This window comes from Pseudomonas sp. PvP025 (assembly GCF_017832155.1).
GTDB lineage: Bacteria > Pseudomonadota > Gammaproteobacteria > Pseudomonadales > Pseudomonadaceae > Aquipseudomonas.
On record NZ_JAFIBJ010000001.1, the window covers coordinates 4,450,168 to 4,466,207 of the forward strand.

Annotated in this window: 12 protein-coding genes; 4 read left to right on the plus strand and 8 right to left on the minus strand. The window is 62.9% G+C overall.

The annotated features are described in order from the left end of the window. Positions 1-320: 320 nt before the first annotated feature. The 3 genes from gltB (at position 321) to hemE (ending at position 7,530) form a co-directional block, all read left to right on the plus strand. Positions 321-4,766 carry a glutamate synthase large subunit gene (gltB, locus tag JOE32_RS19345; RefSeq protein WP_209987624.1) on the plus strand — a complete coding sequence of 1,482 codons (4,446 nt, stop codon included), beginning with the start codon at positions 321-323 and terminating at the stop codon, positions 4,764-4,766. A 32-nt stretch (positions 4,767-4,798) separates the two neighbouring features. Continuing rightward, the gene (locus JOE32_RS19350; protein ID WP_209987626.1) at positions 4,799-6,217 is read left to right on the plus strand and encodes an FAD-dependent oxidoreductase; all 1,419 of its coding nucleotides are present in this window, start codon (positions 4,799-4,801) and stop codon (positions 6,215-6,217) included. A gap of 245 nt (positions 6,218-6,462) precedes the next feature. Beyond that, positions 6,463-7,530 (plus strand): uroporphyrinogen decarboxylase, encoded by a 1,068-nt coding sequence (hemE, locus tag JOE32_RS19355; protein WP_209987629.1) that lies wholly within the window; start codon positions 6,463-6,465, stop codon positions 7,528-7,530. A gap of 60 nt (positions 7,531-7,590) precedes the next feature. On the opposite strand, the gene JOE32_RS19360 is transcribed toward hemE, so the two are convergent. Next, positions 7,591-8,859 carry an MFS transporter gene (locus JOE32_RS19360; RefSeq protein ID WP_209987632.1) on the minus strand — a complete coding sequence of 423 codons (1,269 nt, stop codon included), beginning with the start codon at positions 8,857-8,859 and terminating at the stop codon, positions 7,591-7,593. Between the two features lie 122 nt (positions 8,860-8,981). On the opposite strand from JOE32_RS19360, the gene JOE32_RS19365 reads away from it, so the two are divergent. Further along, the gene (locus tag JOE32_RS19365; RefSeq protein ID WP_209987635.1) at positions 8,982-9,875 is read left to right on the plus strand and encodes a LysR family transcriptional regulator; all 894 of its coding nucleotides are present in this window, start codon (positions 8,982-8,984) and stop codon (positions 9,873-9,875) included. Positions 9,876-10,008: 133 nt separating this feature from the next. Here JOE32_RS19365 and JOE32_RS19370 read toward each other — a convergent pair whose 3' ends face one another. Genes JOE32_RS19370 through JOE32_RS19400 form a run of 7 tightly spaced genes read right to left on the minus strand, consistent with a single transcriptional unit; the run spans position 10,009 to position 16,038 of the window. Next, positions 10,009-11,235 carry a beta-ketoacyl-ACP synthase gene (locus JOE32_RS19370; protein ID WP_209987638.1) on the minus strand — a complete coding sequence of 409 codons (1,227 nt, stop codon included), beginning with the start codon at positions 11,233-11,235 and terminating at the stop codon, positions 10,009-10,011. Beyond that, positions 11,235-11,963, minus strand: a complete 729-nt coding sequence (locus JOE32_RS19375) for a 3-ketoacyl-ACP reductase FabG2 (RefSeq protein WP_209987641.1) — start codon at positions 11,961-11,963, stop codon at positions 11,235-11,237. Before JOE32_RS19375 ends, JOE32_RS19370 begins: the two co-directional genes overlap by 1 nt. Next, positions 11,960-12,421 (minus strand): hotdog family protein, encoded by a 462-nt coding sequence (locus tag JOE32_RS19380; RefSeq protein ID WP_209987644.1) that lies wholly within the window; start codon positions 12,419-12,421, stop codon positions 11,960-11,962. The genes JOE32_RS19375 and JOE32_RS19380 overlap by 4 nt, the downstream gene beginning before the upstream one ends. After that, on the minus strand, positions 12,418-13,584 hold the full coding sequence (locus JOE32_RS19385; protein ID WP_209987647.1) for a beta-ketoacyl-[acyl-carrier-protein] synthase family protein: 1,167 nt from the start codon (positions 13,582-13,584) through the stop codon (positions 12,418-12,420). The genes JOE32_RS19380 and JOE32_RS19385 overlap by 4 nt, the downstream gene beginning before the upstream one ends. Beyond that, positions 13,581-14,063, minus strand: a complete 483-nt coding sequence (locus JOE32_RS19390; RefSeq protein ID WP_209987650.1) for a hypothetical protein — start codon at positions 14,061-14,063, stop codon at positions 13,581-13,583. Before JOE32_RS19390 ends, JOE32_RS19385 begins: the two co-directional genes overlap by 4 nt. Continuing rightward, positions 14,060-14,794 carry a class I SAM-dependent methyltransferase gene (locus JOE32_RS19395; protein ID WP_209987652.1) on the minus strand — a complete coding sequence of 245 codons (735 nt, stop codon included), beginning with the start codon at positions 14,792-14,794 and terminating at the stop codon, positions 14,060-14,062. Before JOE32_RS19395 ends, JOE32_RS19390 begins: the two co-directional genes overlap by 4 nt. Then, the gene (locus JOE32_RS19400; RefSeq protein ID WP_209987655.1) at positions 14,791-16,038 is read right to left on the minus strand and encodes an NAD(P)/FAD-dependent oxidoreductase; all 1,248 of its coding nucleotides are present in this window, start codon (positions 16,036-16,038) and stop codon (positions 14,791-14,793) included. Before JOE32_RS19400 ends, JOE32_RS19395 begins: the two co-directional genes overlap by 4 nt. Between the last annotated feature and the right edge of the window lie 2 nt (positions 16,039-16,040).

A 16,040-nucleotide genomic window follows, 5' to 3' on the forward strand; every position in this document is an offset into this window, starting at 1 on the left:
CCGGCACCTCAAAAAAACTACAACAGCGTGCAGCCCTGAAGGCCGCGCGCTTTGTGGTGTCTGCGTCACGGTAGCTTTTGAGTCGTGGCAGTCAAAATTAAAAAAGTTTTGACTAGCACAGCATATCGCTTTAAACCTTTCATAAGTGCGACATAGATTTGCGAAATTTCGTCGCTAAATTTGTGAGCGTTCGTGTCGGTGTGTACAATGACCTCCCTTTTGCCCCCGCTAAGCCGGCGTACGTTCGGCGTGGAAGGTAACCGGTTGAATTGAAAAGAAATTTGCCTCGGTATAAGAGGCAGCCTGGTGAGAAAGTGTCTATGAAAGCAGGTCTGTACCATCCCGATGAATTCAAGGATAACTGCGGTTTCGGCCTGATAGCCCACATGCAGGGCGAGCCCAGTCATACCCTTTTGCAAACGGCCATCGAGGCCCTGACCTGCATGACCCACCGCGGTGGGATCAACGCCGACGGCAAGACCGGTGACGGTTGCGGCTTGCTGATTCAAAAGCCCGACCTGTTCCTGCGCGCTGTGGCCAAACAGCATTTTTCGGTCGACCTGCCCAAGCAATACGCGGTGGGCATGGTGTTTTTCAACCAGGACCCGGTCAAAGCCGAAGCCGCTCGCGAAAACATGAACCGCGAGATCGTCGCCGCCGGCCTGCAACTGATCGGCTGGCGCAAAGTGCCGATCGACACCAGCGTGCTCGGCCGCCTGGCCAACGAGCGCCTGCCGCAGATCGAACAGGTGTTCATCGCAGGCGACGGTCTGAGCGACCAGGACATGGCGATCAAACTGTTCACCTCGCGTCGTCGTTCGTCGGTGCTCAACGCCGCCGACACCGATCACTACATCTGCAGCTTTTCCCACAAGACCATCATTTACAAAGGCCTGATGATGCCGGCGGACCTCACCGCCTTCTATCCGGACCTGAGCGATGAGCGCCTGCAAACCGCAATCTGCGTGTTCCACCAGCGCTTCTCCACCAACACCCTGCCAAAATGGCCGCTGGCTCAGCCATTCCGCTTCCTCGCCCACAACGGCGAGATCAACACCATCACCGGCAACCGCAACTGGGCCGTGGCCCGTCGCACCAAGTTCGCCAACGATCTGATGGACCTCGAAGAGCTCGGCCCGCTGGTCAACCGCGTGGGTTCCGACTCTTCCAGCATGGACAACATGCTCGAACTGATGGTCACCGGCGGCATCGACCTGTTCCGTGGCGTGCGCATGATCATTCCGCCTGCGTGGCAGAACGTCGAAACCATGGACCCGGACCTTCGTGCATTCTACGAGTACAACTCGATGCACATGGAACCGTGGGACGGCCCGGCCGGCGTGGTCATGACCGACGGCCGCTACGCGGTGTGCCTGCTCGACCGTAACGGTCTGCGCCCGGCGCGTTGGGTCACCACCACCAACGGCTTTATCACCCTGGCCTCGGAAATCGGCGTGTGGGACTACAAGCCTGAAGACGTCATCGCCAAAGGCCGCGTGGGCCCTGGCCAGATCCTGGCCGTGGACACCGAAACCGGGCAGATCCTCGACACTGACGCCATCGACAACCGCTTGAAGTCGCGTCACCCCTACAAGCAATGGCTGCGCAAGAACGCCCTGCGCATCCAGGCGACCATGGAAGACAACGACCACGGCTCGGCTTTCTACGACGTAGACCAACTCAAGCAATACATGAAGATGTATCAGGTCACGTTCGAGGAGCGCGATCAGGTGCTGCGCCCGCTCGGCGAGCAAGGCTATGAGGCAGTCGGCTCCATGGGCGATGACACGCCAATGGCCGTGCTGTCCCAGCGTGTGCGCACGCCGTACGACTATTTCCGCCAGCAGTTCGCCCAGGTGACCAACCCGCCGATCGACCCGCTGCGCGAAGCCATCGTGATGTCCCTGGAAGTGTGCCTCGGTGCCGAGCGCAACATCTTCCAGGAATCGCCTGAGCACGCCTCCCGCGTGATCCTCAGCTCGCCGGTGATTTCCCCGGCCAAGTGGCGCTCGCTGATGACCCTGGAGCGTCCGGGCTTCGACCGCCAGATCATCGACCTGAACTACGACGAGAGTGTTGGCCTGGAAGCCGCCGTGCGCAACGTCGCCGATCAGGCCGAAGAAGCCGTGCGTGCCGGGCGTACCCAGATCGTGCTGACCGACCGTCATATCGCGCCGGGCAAGCTGCCGATCCACGCCTCGCTCGCCACGGGTGCGGTGCACCACCGCCTGACCGAAAAAGGCCTGCGTTGCGACTCCAACATCCTCGTCGAAACCGCCACCGCCCGTGACCCGCATCACTTTGCGGTGCTGATCGGCTTCGGCGCTTCGGCGGTGTACCCGTTCCTGGCCTACGAAGTGCTGGGCGACCTGATCCGTACCGGTGAAGTGCTGGGCGACCTCTATGAGGTGTTCAAGAACTACCGTAAAGGCATCACCAAAGGCCTGCTGAAGATCCTGTCGAAGATGGGCATCTCCACCGTCACGTCCTATCGCGGCGCGCAGTTGTTCGAAGCCATTGGCCTGTCCGAAGAAGTCTGCGAGTTGAGCTTCCGTGGTGTGCCGAGCCGCATCAAGGGGGCACGCTTCGTCGACATCGAAGCTGAACAGAAAGCCCTGGCAGCCGAAGCCTGGAGCGCGCGCAAGCCGATCCAGCAAGGCGGCCTGCTCAAGTTCGTGCACGGTGGTGAATACCACGCCTACAACCCGGACGTGGTCAGCACCCTGCAAGCCGCCGTGCAGCAGGGCGACTACGCCAAGTTCAAGCAGTACACGAGCCTGGTGGATAACCGCCCGGTGTCGATGATCCGCGACCTGTTCAAGGTGAAGACCCTGGACACGCCGATGGACATCAGTGAAGTCGAACCGCTGGAATCGATCCTCAAGCGCTTCGACTCCGCCGGTATTTCCCTGGGCGCCCTGTCGCCCGAGGCCCACGAAGCCCTGGCCGAAGCCATGAACCGCCTGGGTGCGCGTTCCAACTCCGGCGAAGGCGGCGAAGACCCGGCGCGCTACGGCACGCTGAAAAGCTCGAAGATCAAGCAGGTGGCGACCGGCCGATTCGGCGTTACCCCGGAATACCTGGTCAACGCCGAAGTGCTGCAGATCAAGGTGGCCCAGGGCGCCAAGCCGGGTGAGGGCGGGCAACTGCCGGGCGGCAAGGTCAACGGCCTGATCGCCAAGCTGCGCTACGCAGTGCCCGGCGTGACCCTGATTTCGCCGCCGCCGCACCACGACATCTATTCGATCGAAGACTTGTCGCAGCTGATTTTCGACCTCAAGCAAGTCAACCCGCAGGCGCTGGTCTCGGTGAAACTGGTGGCGGAAGCCGGCGTGGGTACCATTGCCGCCGGCGTGGCCAAGGCCTATGCCGACCTGATCACCATCTCCGGCTACGACGGCGGCACTGGCGCATCGCCGCTGACCTCCATCAAGTACGCCGGTGCACCGTGGGAGCTGGGCCTGGCTGAAACCCACCAGACCCTGCGCGGCAACGACCTGCGCGGCAAGGTGCGGGTACAGACCGACGGCGGCCTGAAAACCGGCCTCGACGTGATCAAGGCCGCGATCCTCGGCGCCGAGAGCTTCGGCTTCGGCACCGCGCCGATGATCGCCCTGGGCTGCAAATACCTGCGCATCTGCCACCTGAACAACTGCGCCACTGGCGTCGCCACGCAGAACGAAAAACTGCGCAAGGACCACTACATCGGCACCGTCGACATGGTGGTGAATTTCTTCACCTACGTCGCCGAAGAGACCCGTGAGTGGCTGGCCAAGCTGGGCGTGCGCTCGCTGGAAGAACTGATCGGGCGCACCGATCTGCTGGAAATCCTTCAGGGTCAGACCGCCAAGCAACAGCACCTGGACCTCACGCCGCTGTTGGGCAGCGATCACATCCCGGCCGACAAACCGCAGTTCTGCGGCGTGGAGCGTAACCCGCCGTTCGACAAGGGCCTGTTGGCCGAGAAGATGGTCGATATGGCCGGCTCCTCGATCAATGACGCCAGCGGTGGCGAATTCGCTCTGGACATCTGTAACTGCGACCGTTCCATCGGCGCCCGCGTCTCCGGCGAAATCGCGCGCAGGCACGGCAATCAGGGCATGGCGAAAGCGCCGATCACCTTCCGCTTCAAGGGCACCGCAGGCCAGAGCTTCGGCGTGTGGAATGCCGGCGGTTTGCACATGTACCTCGAAGGCGACGCCAACGATTACGTGGGCAAGGGCATGACCGGCGGCAAGCTGGTGATCGTTCCGCCTGCGGGCAGCGTGTACAAGAGCCAGGACAGTGCAATCATCGGCAACACCTGCCTGTACGGCGCTACCGGTGGCAAGCTGTTCGCCGCCGGTACTGCGGGTGAGCGTTTCGCCGTGCGTAACTCCGGTGCCCACACCGTGGTGGAAGGCACTGGCGATCACTGCTGCGAATACATGACCGGGGGCTTTGTCGCGGTACTGGGCAAGACCGGTTACAACTTCGGTTCGGGCATGACCGGCGGTTTCGCCTACGTGCTCGACCAGGACAACACCTTCGTTGATAAGGTCAACCACGAGTTGGTCGAGATCCAGCGCATCAGCGGCGAAGCCATGGAGTCCTACCGTAACCACTTGCAGCATGTGCTGGACGAGTACGTCGAAGAGACCGGCAGCGAATGGGGGCGTAACCTCGCCGAAAACCTCGATGATTACCTGCGTCGTTTCTGGCTGGTCAAGCCCAAGGCTGCCAACCTGAAATCGTTGCTTTCCAGCATCCGTGCCAACCCGCAGTGATATGCGCCTGAAGAGTTTGATGAGGTTTTAACATGGCTGAACGTCTGAATAACGACTTCCAGTTCATCGATGTCGGGCGCAAGGATCCGAAGAAGAAACTGTTGCGTCAACGCAAGAAAGAGTTCGTGGAAATCTACGAACCCTTCAAGCCCCAGCACTCGGCCGACCAGGCCCACCGCTGCCTGGGCTGCGGTAACCCGTATTGCGAATGGAAGTGCCCGGTGCACAACTTCATTCCCAACTGGCTGAAATTGGTGGCCGAGGGCAACATCCTCGCCGCCGCCGAGCTGTCGCACCAGACCAACACCCTGCCGGAAGTCTGCGGCCGGGTGTGCCCGCAGGACCGTCTGTGTGAAGGTGCCTGCACCCTCAACGACGGCTTCGGTGCGGTGACCATCGGTTCGGTCGAGAAGTACATCACCGACACCGCGTTCGCCATGGGCTGGCGCCCGGACATGTCCAAGGTCAAGCCCACCGGCAAGCGCGTCGCGATCATCGGCGCCGGCCCAGCTGGCCTGGGCTGTGCCGACGTGCTGGTACGTGGTGGCGTGACCCCGGTGGTGTTCGACAAGAACCCGGAAATCGGCGGGCTGCTGACGTTCGGCATTCCCGAATTCAAGCTGGAAAAGACCGTACTGAGCCACCGTCGTGAAGTGTTCACCGGCATGGGTATCGAGTTCCGTCTCAATACCGAGATCGGCAAGGACATCACCATGGAGCAGTTGCTCGCCGAATACGACGCTGTGTTCATGGGCATGGGCACCTACACCTACATGAAGGGCGGTTTTGCCGGTGAGGACCTGCCGGGCGTGTATGACGCGCTCGACTTCCTGATCGCCAACGTCAACCGCAACCTGGGCTTTGAAAAGGCGCCGGAAGATTTCGTCGACATGAAGGGCAAGAAGGTCGTGGTACTCGGCGGTGGCGACACCGCGATGGACTGCAACCGCACCTCGATCCGTCAGGGCGCCAAGTCGGTGACCTGCGCCTATCGCCGTGACGAAGCCAACATGCCGGGCTCGCGCAAAGAGGTGAAGAACGCCAAGGAAGAAGGTGTGAAATTCCTCTACAACCGCCAGCCGATTGCCATCGTCGGTGAAGACCGTGTCGAAGGCGTGAAGGTGGTCGAGACCCGTCTCGGCGAACCGGACGCCCGTGGCCGTCGCAGCCCCGAGCCGATCCCGGGTTCCGAAGAGATCATCCCGGCCGACGCGGTGGTCATCGCCTTCGGTTTCCGCCCAAGCCCGGCGCCGTGGTTCGAGCAGTTCACCATCCAGACCGACAGCCAGGGCCGCGTGGTGGCCCCGGAACAAGGTCAATACAAGCACCAGACCAGCAACCCGAAAATCTTTGCCGGTGGCGATATGGTGCGCGGCTCTGACCTAGTGGTGACGGCGATCTTCGAAGGCCGCAACGCCGCCGAAGGGATCCTGGACTACCTGCAGGTCTGACTCCTGATCCCAAATTGAAACGGGATCAAAATGTGGGAGGGGGCTTGCTCCCGATGGCAGTGTGTCAGCCAATGAGTTTGGTGACTGATACACCGCAATCGGGAGCAAGCCCCCTCCCACATTTGTCTTGCGGTGTATTCAAGCTACCGCGACAAATTGACCCGATAGACAAAAGGCACGGTGCATTCCGTGCCTTTTGCGTCGTGCTCTGAGAAAATGCCCGCACTTTTTTTGCGGATGCCGACATGACTGCCCTCAAGAACGACCGTTTCCTTCGTGCCCTGCTCAAGCAGCCCGTAGACGTCACGCCCGTGTGGATGATGCGTCAAGCCGGTCGTTACCTGCCGGAATACCGGGCCAGTCGCGCCCATGCCGGCGACTTCATGAGCCTGTGCATGAACCCGCAATTCGCCTGCGAAGTCACGATGCAGCCGCTGGATCGCTACCCGCAACTGGACGCGGCCATCCTTTTCTCCGACATCCTTACCATCCCCGACGCCATGGGCCAGGGCCTGTATTTCGAGACCGGCGAAGGCCCGCGCTTCAGGAAAGTCGTCAGTACCCTGGCCGACATCGAGGCCCTGCCGATTCCCGATCCGCACAAGGATCTCGGCTATGTGATGGATGCCGTCAGCACCATCCGCCGCGAACTCAATGGTCGCGTCCCGCTGATCGGCTTCTCCGGCAGCCCTTGGACCCTGGCTACCTACATGGTCGAAGGCGGTTCGTCGAAAGACTTCCGCAAGACCAAGGCCATGCTCTACGACAATCCGCAGGCCATGCACCTGCTGCTGGACAAGCTGGCGCAGTCGGTCACGGCGTACCTCAACGGCCAGATCATGGCCGGTGCCCAGGCTGTACAGATTTTCGACACCTGGGGCGGCAACCTGTCGGCGGCGGCGTACCAGGAGTTCTCCCTGGCCTACATGCGCAAGATCGTCAGCGGCCTGATCCGCGAACACGAAGGCCGCAAAGTGCCGGTCATACTGTTCACCAAGGGCGGCGGCCTGTGGCTGGAAAGCATCGCCGACGCGGGTGCCGACGCCCTGGGCCTGGACTGGACCTGCGATATCGGCGAAGCGCGCCAGCGCGTGGGTAACCGCGTGGCGCTGCAAGGCAACATGGACCCGACCGTGCTGTACGCCAACCCCGAAGCGATCCGCAACGAAGTCGGCCGCATCCTGGCCAGCTACGGCAAGGGCACCGGGCATGTGTTCAACCTGGGCCATGGCATTACGCCGGAAGTGAACCCTGAGCACGCCGGCGCGTTCCTGCGCGCGGTGCATGAACTGTCGGCGCAGTATCACGAATAAAATACAGAGCAAAAATGTGGGAGGGGGCTTGCCCCCTCCCACATTAAAAGCCAGAAACCTTCAGACCTCCCCCAACGGCGGCAACTTCGCCAGCTTTAACGCCACCAGCAGCGCACCGATCAACAACGCCACGATAAACCCGCCGATCCCGTTCCAGCCGCCCAGGTGCCAGAAGAACCCACCTGCCGTCCCGGCAATGCTCGATCCCGCGTAATAGCTGAACAGATACAGCGACGAGGCCTGCCCCTTGGCCTTGACGGCGCGCCGGCCGATCCAGCTGCTGGCGACCGAGTGGGCAGCGAAGAAGCCGAAGGTGAAGATCAGCATGCCGGGCACGATCAGCCACAGCGGGCTGAACAGGGTCAGGACGAAGCCGGCCAGCATCAATACGATAGTGGCCCACAGCACGCGGCGGCGGCCGAGGCGGTCGGCCAGGGAGCCGATTTTCGCCGAGCTGTAGATGCCCGAGAGGTACACCAGTGACAGCAGACCGACCACCGCCTGGCTCAAGTCGTAGGGATCGGCCAGCAGGCGGTAGCCGATGTAGTTGAACAGCGTCACGAAGGCGCCCATCAGCAGAAAGGCCTCAAGGAACAGCCACGGCAGGCCGGCGTCCCTGAAGTGCATGACAAAGCCATTCATCAGGCTGCGCGGCTTGAGGCTGCTGGCGCGGAAGTTGCGCGACTCGGGGAGGATCTTCCAGAACACGGTTGCCGCGATCAGTGCCAGGGCACCGATGATCAGCATCGCGGTGTGCCAACTGACGAAGTCGATCAACACGCCGATGATCAGACGCCCACTCATGCCGCCAATCGCGTTGCCGGCAATGTACAGGCCCATCGCCAGGCCGATGTGCTGCGGGTGAATCTCTTCACTGAGGTAAGTCATCGCCACGGCGGCCAGGCCGCTGAGGGACAGGCCCACCAGCGCACGCATCAGCAGGATGCCCTCCCAGCTCGGCATCAGGCCGCTGGCAAACGTCGCCAGGGCCGCGCAAAACAACGCCGCCACCATCACCGGTTTGCGCCCCAGCCGGTCGGATATCGGCCCGGTGATCAACAGGCCGAACGCGAGCATTCCCGTGGACACCGACAGGATCAGGCTGCTCTGCGCGGCATTGATGGCGAATTCATGGGACAACGCCGGCATCATCGGCTGCACGCAATACAACAAGGCAAACGTGGCGAAGCCACCGCAGAACAGCGCCAGCACCGTGCGCATGAACATCGGCGTGCCTTTTTCGATGAACGCCTCAGTGAGTTCGGCTGCCACCTCATCCAAAGCAGTGGTCGGGACTTCCTGGGCGAACGGAGCGACAGCAGATTTCACGGGGACCTCGGTGGGCAAGACTGCCATGGCCAGCAATGCAAAAAAGAATATAGCTGGCTAATGATTCTTTCCAATATATTGTTCGACCTGTTTGATAGCTTCTGCGACTTAATGGTGAAGGGATGGAATTACGTCATTTGCGCTACTTCATTGCCGTCGCCGAGGAACTGCACTTCGGTCGCGCCGCGCAGGTACTGGGCATCTCGCAACCGCCGCTGAGCCAGCAGATTCAGGCGCTGGAACAGCAAGTGGGCGCGCGTTTATTTGAGCGTACCAACCGGCGCGTTGAGCTGAGCGAAGCGGGGCGCTTGTTCCTGCACGAGGCGCGCCTGGTGCTGGCGCAGGTTGACAAGGCGGCGGATGTAGCGCGGCGTGCGCACATGGGGGAGCTGGGTGAGCTGAAGATCGGCTTTACCTCCTCGGCGCCGATCAACGCCAGCATTCCCCAGGCGATCTATGGCTTTCGCCAGGCGTTCCCGGCCGTTCACCTGACGCTGCGGGAAATGAGCAGTACCCAGGTGGCCGAGGCTTTGGTGGACGAATCGATCCAGGTCGGCTTGATGCGGCCGTTGCCGTTGCCCGATTCCCTGAGTGCCGTCGAGCTGATGCGTGAGCCGCTCGTGGCCGTGTTGAACACCGGCCATCCGTTGACGGCAGGCAGTGAACACGGCTTGCACCTGGCGCAACTGGCCGAGGAACCGTTCGTGTTTTTCCCGCGCAGCTACGGCAGCGGCCTGTACGCCCAACTGCTCGACCTGGCCCGCGACGCCGGCTTCAGCCCGCGCTTTGCCCAGGAGGCTGGCGAAGCGATGACCATCATCGGCCTGGTGGCGGCGGGGCTGGGGGTGTCGGTATTGCCAGCGTCGTACCAGCGCATCCGCATCGATGGGGTGGTGTATCGCACCTTGCTGGACCCTGCCGCGGTGTCAGCGGTATGGCTGGTGCAACGCAAGGGTGTGCAGTCGCCGATGGCGAAGGCGTTTGTGGCGTTGCTCACCCTCAGGACAACGCAATAACCCATGTGGGAGGGGGCTTGCTCCCGATGGCGGAGTGACAGTCGACAGCTGCATGACTGACATACCGCTATCGGGAGCAAGCCCCCTCCCACATTTGGATCTCATTGACTCTGAAAATCGTGTTTTTTGACGGCTAGCACCAGCGCCGAAAGATCAGCGAGGTGTTCACCCCGCCGAAGGCAAAGTTGTTGTTCATCACGTAGTCGTGGTGCATCTCGCGAAAGCCTCCTTGCAGGTAATCCAACTCGCCGCATTGCGGGTCGACGGTGTCCAGGTTGAAGGTGTGCACGTACTGGTCGCGGTTCATCATCTCGATGCTGAACCATGATTCCAGCGCGCCGCACGCGCCCAGGGTATGGCCGAGGAAACTCTTCTGTGAGCTGATGGGCATGCGGCTGCCGAACAGGCTGCTGGTGGCCAGGGTTTCGGCGATGTCGCCCTGGTCGGTGGCGGTGCCGTGACCATTCACGTAGCCGATGGCGGACGGCGCGAGCCCTGCGTCTTCCAGGGCCAGTTCCATGGCGCGGCGCATGGTTTTCTGTTCCGGGCGGGTGGTGTGCTGACCGTCGGCATTGCTGCCGAAGCCGACCAGTTCGGCATGGATATGCGCACCGCGCGCCAGGGCGTGTTCCAGCTCCTCCAGCACCAGCATGCCGCCGCCTTCGCCGATCACCAGGCCGTCACGGCCGCTGTCGTAGGGGCGTGGGCTGGTCTGTGGGGCGTCATTCTTCAAGCTGGTGGCGTAGAGGGCGTCGAACACCATGGCCTCGGTGGGGCACAGCTCTTCGGCGCCGCCGGCGAGCATCAACGGCAGGCGGCCGAACTTGATTGCCTCGTAGGCATACCCGATGCCCTGGCTGCCGCTGGTGCAGGCGCTGGAGGTCGGGATCAGCCGCCCGGTGAGGCCAAAGAAGATGCTGATATTCGCCGCCGTGGTGTGCGGCATCATGCGCACGTAGGAGTTGGCGTTGAGCCCCTCGGCCACCGAGTTCAGCAGCATATTGCCGAACGCCTTGATCTCATCGGTGCTGCCGGTAGACGAGCCGCAGGCCACGCCCATGCGCCCGTCCTTGATGGAGGGATCGCCCAGCAGCCCGGCGTCCTGCAGCGCCTGCTCCGCCGCCCACACCGCCAGGCGCGAGACGCGGCCCATGCTGCGCAATTGCTTGCGCGTCCAGTGCGCGGGCACTACGAAATCATCGATCGGCCCGGCCAGGCGCGTGTTCAGCTCTATAAAACGGTCCCACTCATCCATGCGCCGGATGCCGCTGCGGTTGGCGCGAAAGTTGGCCGCGATGGTCTCCCAGTCGTAACCCAGGGAGGTCATGCCAGCCATGCCGGTGACAACGACGCGCTTCATCAGCACAGGCCTCCGTTCACGGCCAATACCTGGCGCGTGATGTAGCCGGCTTCGGCCGACATCAGAAAGTTCACGGCGCCGGCGACTTCCTCCGGGGTGCCCATGCGCTGCGCCGGGATCATCTTCATCAGTTCTTCCACCGGCACGTTTTCATCGAGCATGGCGGTGTCGATCAAACCGGGGGCGACGCAGTTGACGGTGATCTTGCGCTTGCCCAGCTCGATGGCCAGCGCCTTGGCCGCACCGATCAGCCCGGCCTTGGACGCGCTGTAATTAACCTGCCCACGGTTGCCGATCAGTCCTGAAACGGAAGTGATGCAGACGATACGCCCGGGCGCGCGGCGCCGAATCATTGGCATCATCACCGGGTGCAGCACGTTGTAGAAACCGTCGAGGTTGGTGCGCAGCACCACGTCCCAATCGTCTTCCGAGAGGGCCGGGAACGCACCGTCACGGGTCAGTCCGGCGTTGAGCACCACGCCGTAATAGGCGCCGTGTTGCTCTACGTCGGCTTCGAGTATTTCGCGGCACGCGGCGCGGTCGGCGACGTCGAATTGCAGCACGCGGGCACTGCGTCCCAACGCCTGGATCTCGACCTGCACCGCATCGGCTTCGGCGCGCCCGCTGCGGCAGTGCAGCACGATGTCATGCCCGGCCTGGGCCAGGCGCAGGGCGATGGCGCGGCCGATGCCTCGGCTGGAGCCGGTGACCAGTACGGATTGAGTCATGACGTTGCGTCCTTCGATTCAGCTAAATAATTGGCCGCCTGGGGCGGTCGAAATACGTTCAGGCGCGCGCTGGCCTGGATGCCGTCGCCGGTCAGGTGGCATTCGAACACGCCCATGCCGTTGTCGTCTTCCAGCGAGCGCCGGCCGTGGATGGTCAGCTCAGCGCCGGCCGGGAAACCATCCACGTTGCACTCGAACTTGCGTGTGCCGAGCAGGAAGCCCAGTTCCACCGCTTCGCCGTTCTTGCGTGCGCGGCAACCGGCATAGGCGGCGACGCTCTGCGCCATCAGTTCGATGCCGACCCACGCCGGCAGGCTGCCGTCCGCGCGGTTGAACAGGCCGCCGGGCTTTACGGTGAGACAGGTATGAATCTGCTCTTCATCGAACGACAGCACCTGGTCGATCAGGATCATGTCGCCCGCGTGGGGCAGCAGTTCGGCGAGTGGCCAATCAATCATGGGGCCTCTCCGATAATCAGGCTGACATTGTTGCCGCCGAAGGCAAACGAGTTGCTCATCAGGCGGGGGTGTTGCAGGGCGTCACCGCCGCGTGCCCACTGCAACGCGGGCAGTGCCGGGTCGGCCTGGCCATCCCACACGTGCGGCGGCACCACACCGTGAGCCAGGCTCAGCCAGCAGAACGCCGCCTCCAATGCACCGGCTGCACCGAGGGTGTGACCGCTCATGGGCTTGGTCGACGAACACGCCACGCCGTGCGGGAACAGCTGAGCGACGGCCAGGCTTTCCATGGCATCGTTATGCTGGGTGGCGGTGCCGTGCAGGTTCAGGTAGCCGATCTGTTCGGGGTTCAATGCGGCACTGCTCAAGGCCTTGCGCATGGCTTGCAACGCGCCTTTGCCGGTGGGTTCCGGCGCGGAAATATGGTGCGCGTCGCTGCTCGCGCCGCTGCCCAGCAGGGCAATGGGCCCTCGCTCGCGCGTCATCAGGAACAGCACCGCCGCTTCGCCGATATTGATGCCGTTGCGGTTCACCGAAAACGGATTGCAGCGCTCGCCCGACACCGCTTCCAGCGAGGTAAAGCCATTGAGGGTCAGCTTGCACAGGCTGTCGACGCCACCGCAGATCACCGCATCGCACACGCCCAGGTCGAGCAGGCGCCGGGCGCTCATCAGCGCCCGGGCACTCGAGGTGCACGCGGTGGAAATCACATAGGCGGGGCCGCTCAGGTGCAGCCAGTCGGCGAGAAAGTTGGCCGGCGCGCTGAGTTCCTGTTGCTGGTAGTCGTAATTGCCGGGGAACTGCCGGTCGCGCAGGTACTGGGCAATACCACGGCTGGCTTCGTCGATGCCCGAGGTGCTGGTGCCCAGCACAACCCCCACCCGCGAGGCGCCATAGGTCTGGATCGCCTGGCGCATCTCGTTCTCTATTTGCAGTGCAGCCTCCAGCAGCAGCTGATTGTTACGGCTGCTTTGCTGGCCCAGTTGCAGCGGGATCGGCGCCAGTTCACCGTGCACGGCGCCCACCGGCAGTACACGCTCCGGCACCCAGCCACTCTCGGCGCGCATGCCGGCGCAGTCGCCGGCAAACAGGCTGCGCGCGACCTCGGCCTGCCCACGGCCGAGGGCACAGATCACGCCCAGGGCATTGAGATAGGCGGTCATCGCTCAACCCCAAGCGGCGTGATGCGATAGCTCAGCGGCTGGCCCGTCATGTTCACGCTGAACACCTCGGAGGACTGATAAACGATTTGCCAATGCCCTGGCAGGGTGCGCGTCAGGTCCCTGGCCTGGGCGCCCGGGTACAGGGCGCGCAGGTCGTCCGCCGAGGCCAGCGCAAACAGCAGGGCGGCGAACAGCTCGCGTGCCTGCGGATTGGGCGGCAGCAAGCCGTCGGCCTGCCACGCGCCATCGAGCAACTTTTGCCGCGCCTGGGGAATGCCCAGCGGGTCCATCATCGACCAGCGAATGGCGGCGCCCTCGCGCTGAATCACCAGCAGCCAGTCCTGGCGCTGATTGCCTTCCATGCGCTGCACATGCAATTGCAGCGGCAAATTCAGGACCGGGATTTTTTCCGGCAAGGGCGCCTGGCTGGCGCACGCGCTCAGCAGCAACAGACAGCCGATCAGCAGCAGGCGCATCATGGTGCACTGCTCGCCAGCGGCTTGCGCGCCACGCAATTGACCAGGGTTTCTTCACGCTGGCCCACCGGCGGCGCCTTGCGCAGGCCCAGACGCTCCAGCAGGCCGAAATCCGTGGCACGGCTCCACCACAGATAGGGGTAGGAAACGTTCTGCGGGCCAAATTCAAAGCCCTGCTCGCGGATCATCGCCAGGTACGCCTCGGCGCTTTTCTGCACTTGCATGGGGTGGCGGAACAGCCAGCGAATCACCCAGGTGTCGATATAGGCTTCGGTGGACTCGGCAAACAGCAGGTAGCCGCCGGGCTTGAGCACGCGATAGAACTCTGCAAGGGCGCGATGCTGCTCCACCAGATGGTGGAACGTCTGGTGGCAGAACAGAATATCGACACTGTCGTCCGGCACTTGCAGGGTGGCGCAGTCGCTGCCGATCAGCTCGATGGCCAGGCCCTGGCGCGCCGCTTCGGCCTGGCTCTGGTCGAGGCTGTGGGGGTCGGCATCCAGGCCGATCAGCCGTTCCGGGGCGAACACCTGTTGCAGGTACGCAAAGGATTTGCCCTGGCCGCAGCCGGCGTCCAGCAACACCGGGGCGTGCGGCACAGGCTCGCTGAACAGGCTGCGCAGGTCGTCGATGGCCACGCGCAACACATAGTGTTGCCAGGTGCGGCTGCGCAGAAACCAAAGGCCGAAGCGGGTTTCTTCGACGTAATGTTTACTCAGGTACTGGCTGCTCATACCGGATCACTCGCACAAATTTCCGACAACATCCGCAAGCGTCGCTTGGGCTCGCTGACAAACGGGTTGCGCTCGTCCCAGGCATAACCGGCGAGGATCGCGCTGATCATGCGGCGAATCTCCGGCGAACTGCCCGGGTGGAAAATGACATCCTGGAAGGTCCCGGCGTACCAGCCCTCCACGTAGCAGCGAAAGGTGTCGACGCCGCGCTTGAGCGGTTCGGCGAATTCGGTTTGCCAGTCGACGGGTTCGCCCGTGAGCTGACGATGCAGCACGCCGGCGGCCATGCTCGCCGAACGCATGGCGATGGTCACGCCGGACGAAAACACCGGGTCGAGAAATTCCGCCGCATTGCCCAGCAATGCAAAACCGGGGCCGTGCAGGGTTTTGACGTTGGCCGAGTAGCCGCCGATGCTGCGCGCCGGGGTATCCCACACCGCGTTTTGCAGCACGCCGGACAGGCTTGGGGTTTCAGCGATAAAACCGCGCAGGCAGGCATCGAGGTCGCTGTCGCGGCCGTCGAAATGCGTCTGCGCCGCCACCACGCCCACCGAACAGCGGCCGTTGCTGAACGGGATGGTCCAGAACCAGATGTCGCGCTTTACAGGGTGGGTGGTAATGAGGATTTTGCTACGGTCGAAACCTGGGTGTTCGATGCGATCTTCAACATGGGTGAACACCGCCCGGCGCAGCGGGAAATTCGACGGCGCCTCCAGGTCGAGCAGGCGCGACAGCACGCGGCCGTAACCGCTGGCGTCGAGCACGAATCTGGCCTTGAGGTGATACTCGCTGCCGTTTTGCCGGCGCACATGCAGGTAACGGCATTCGCCGCTGAAATCCGCGCCGACGATGGTTTGGCCATAGCGAATGTCTACGCCCTGCAGCGCCGCCTGATCGGCCAGCAGCTTGTCGAACTCGCCGCGCTGCACCTGGTAGGTGGTCGGCTTGCCGTTGCTGAACGTGTCGCCAAAATCGAACGCGCTGTAGCGCTCGCCCCAGGCGAACGCGGCGCCGGTCTTCACCTGGAACCCGGCTGCCTGCACCGCCTCGAGCATGCCCGCTTCTTCGATAAAATCGATGCAGTGCGACAGCAGGCTTTCGCCAATCGAGAAGCGCGGGAAATGCTCGCGCTCGATGATCACGACGTCATGGCCCTTGCGCTTGAGCAACGCGGCGGCGATGGCACCGGACGGACCGGCACCGATCACCACCACCTGGCGACGTTCCATTTCAACTGTGGGCACTG

Coding starts and splice junctions, on each gene's coding strand:
- gltB (WP_209987624.1), top strand. CDS start 321: ATGAAAGCAGGTCTGTACCATCCCGATGAATTCAAGGATAACTGCGGT.
- JOE32_RS19350 (WP_209987626.1), top strand. CDS start 4,799: ATGGCTGAACGTCTGAATAACGACTTCCAGTTCATCGATGTCGGGCGC.
- hemE (WP_209987629.1), top strand. CDS start 6,463: ATGACTGCCCTCAAGAACGACCGTTTCCTTCGTGCCCTGCTCAAGCAG.
- JOE32_RS19365 (WP_209987635.1), top strand. CDS start 8,982: ATGGAATTACGTCATTTGCGCTACTTCATTGCCGTCGCCGAGGAACTG.
- JOE32_RS19370 (WP_209987638.1), bottom strand. CDS start 11,235: ATGAAGCGCGTCGTTGTCACCGGCATGGCTGGCATGACCTCCCTGGGT.
- JOE32_RS19375 (WP_209987641.1), bottom strand. CDS start 11,963: ATGACTCAATCCGTACTGGTCACCGGCTCCAGCCGAGGCATCGGCCGC.
- JOE32_RS19380 (WP_209987644.1), bottom strand. CDS start 12,421: ATGATTGATTGGCCACTCGCCGAACTGCTGCCCCACGCGGGCGACATG.
- JOE32_RS19385 (WP_209987647.1), bottom strand. CDS start 13,584: ATGACCGCCTATCTCAATGCCCTGGGCGTGATCTGTGCCCTCGGCCGT.
- JOE32_RS19390 (WP_209987650.1), bottom strand. CDS start 14,063: ATGATGCGCCTGCTGCTGATCGGCTGTCTGTTGCTGCTGAGCGCGTGC.
- JOE32_RS19395 (WP_209987652.1), bottom strand. CDS start 14,794: ATGAGCAGCCAGTACCTGAGTAAACATTACGTCGAAGAAACCCGCTTC.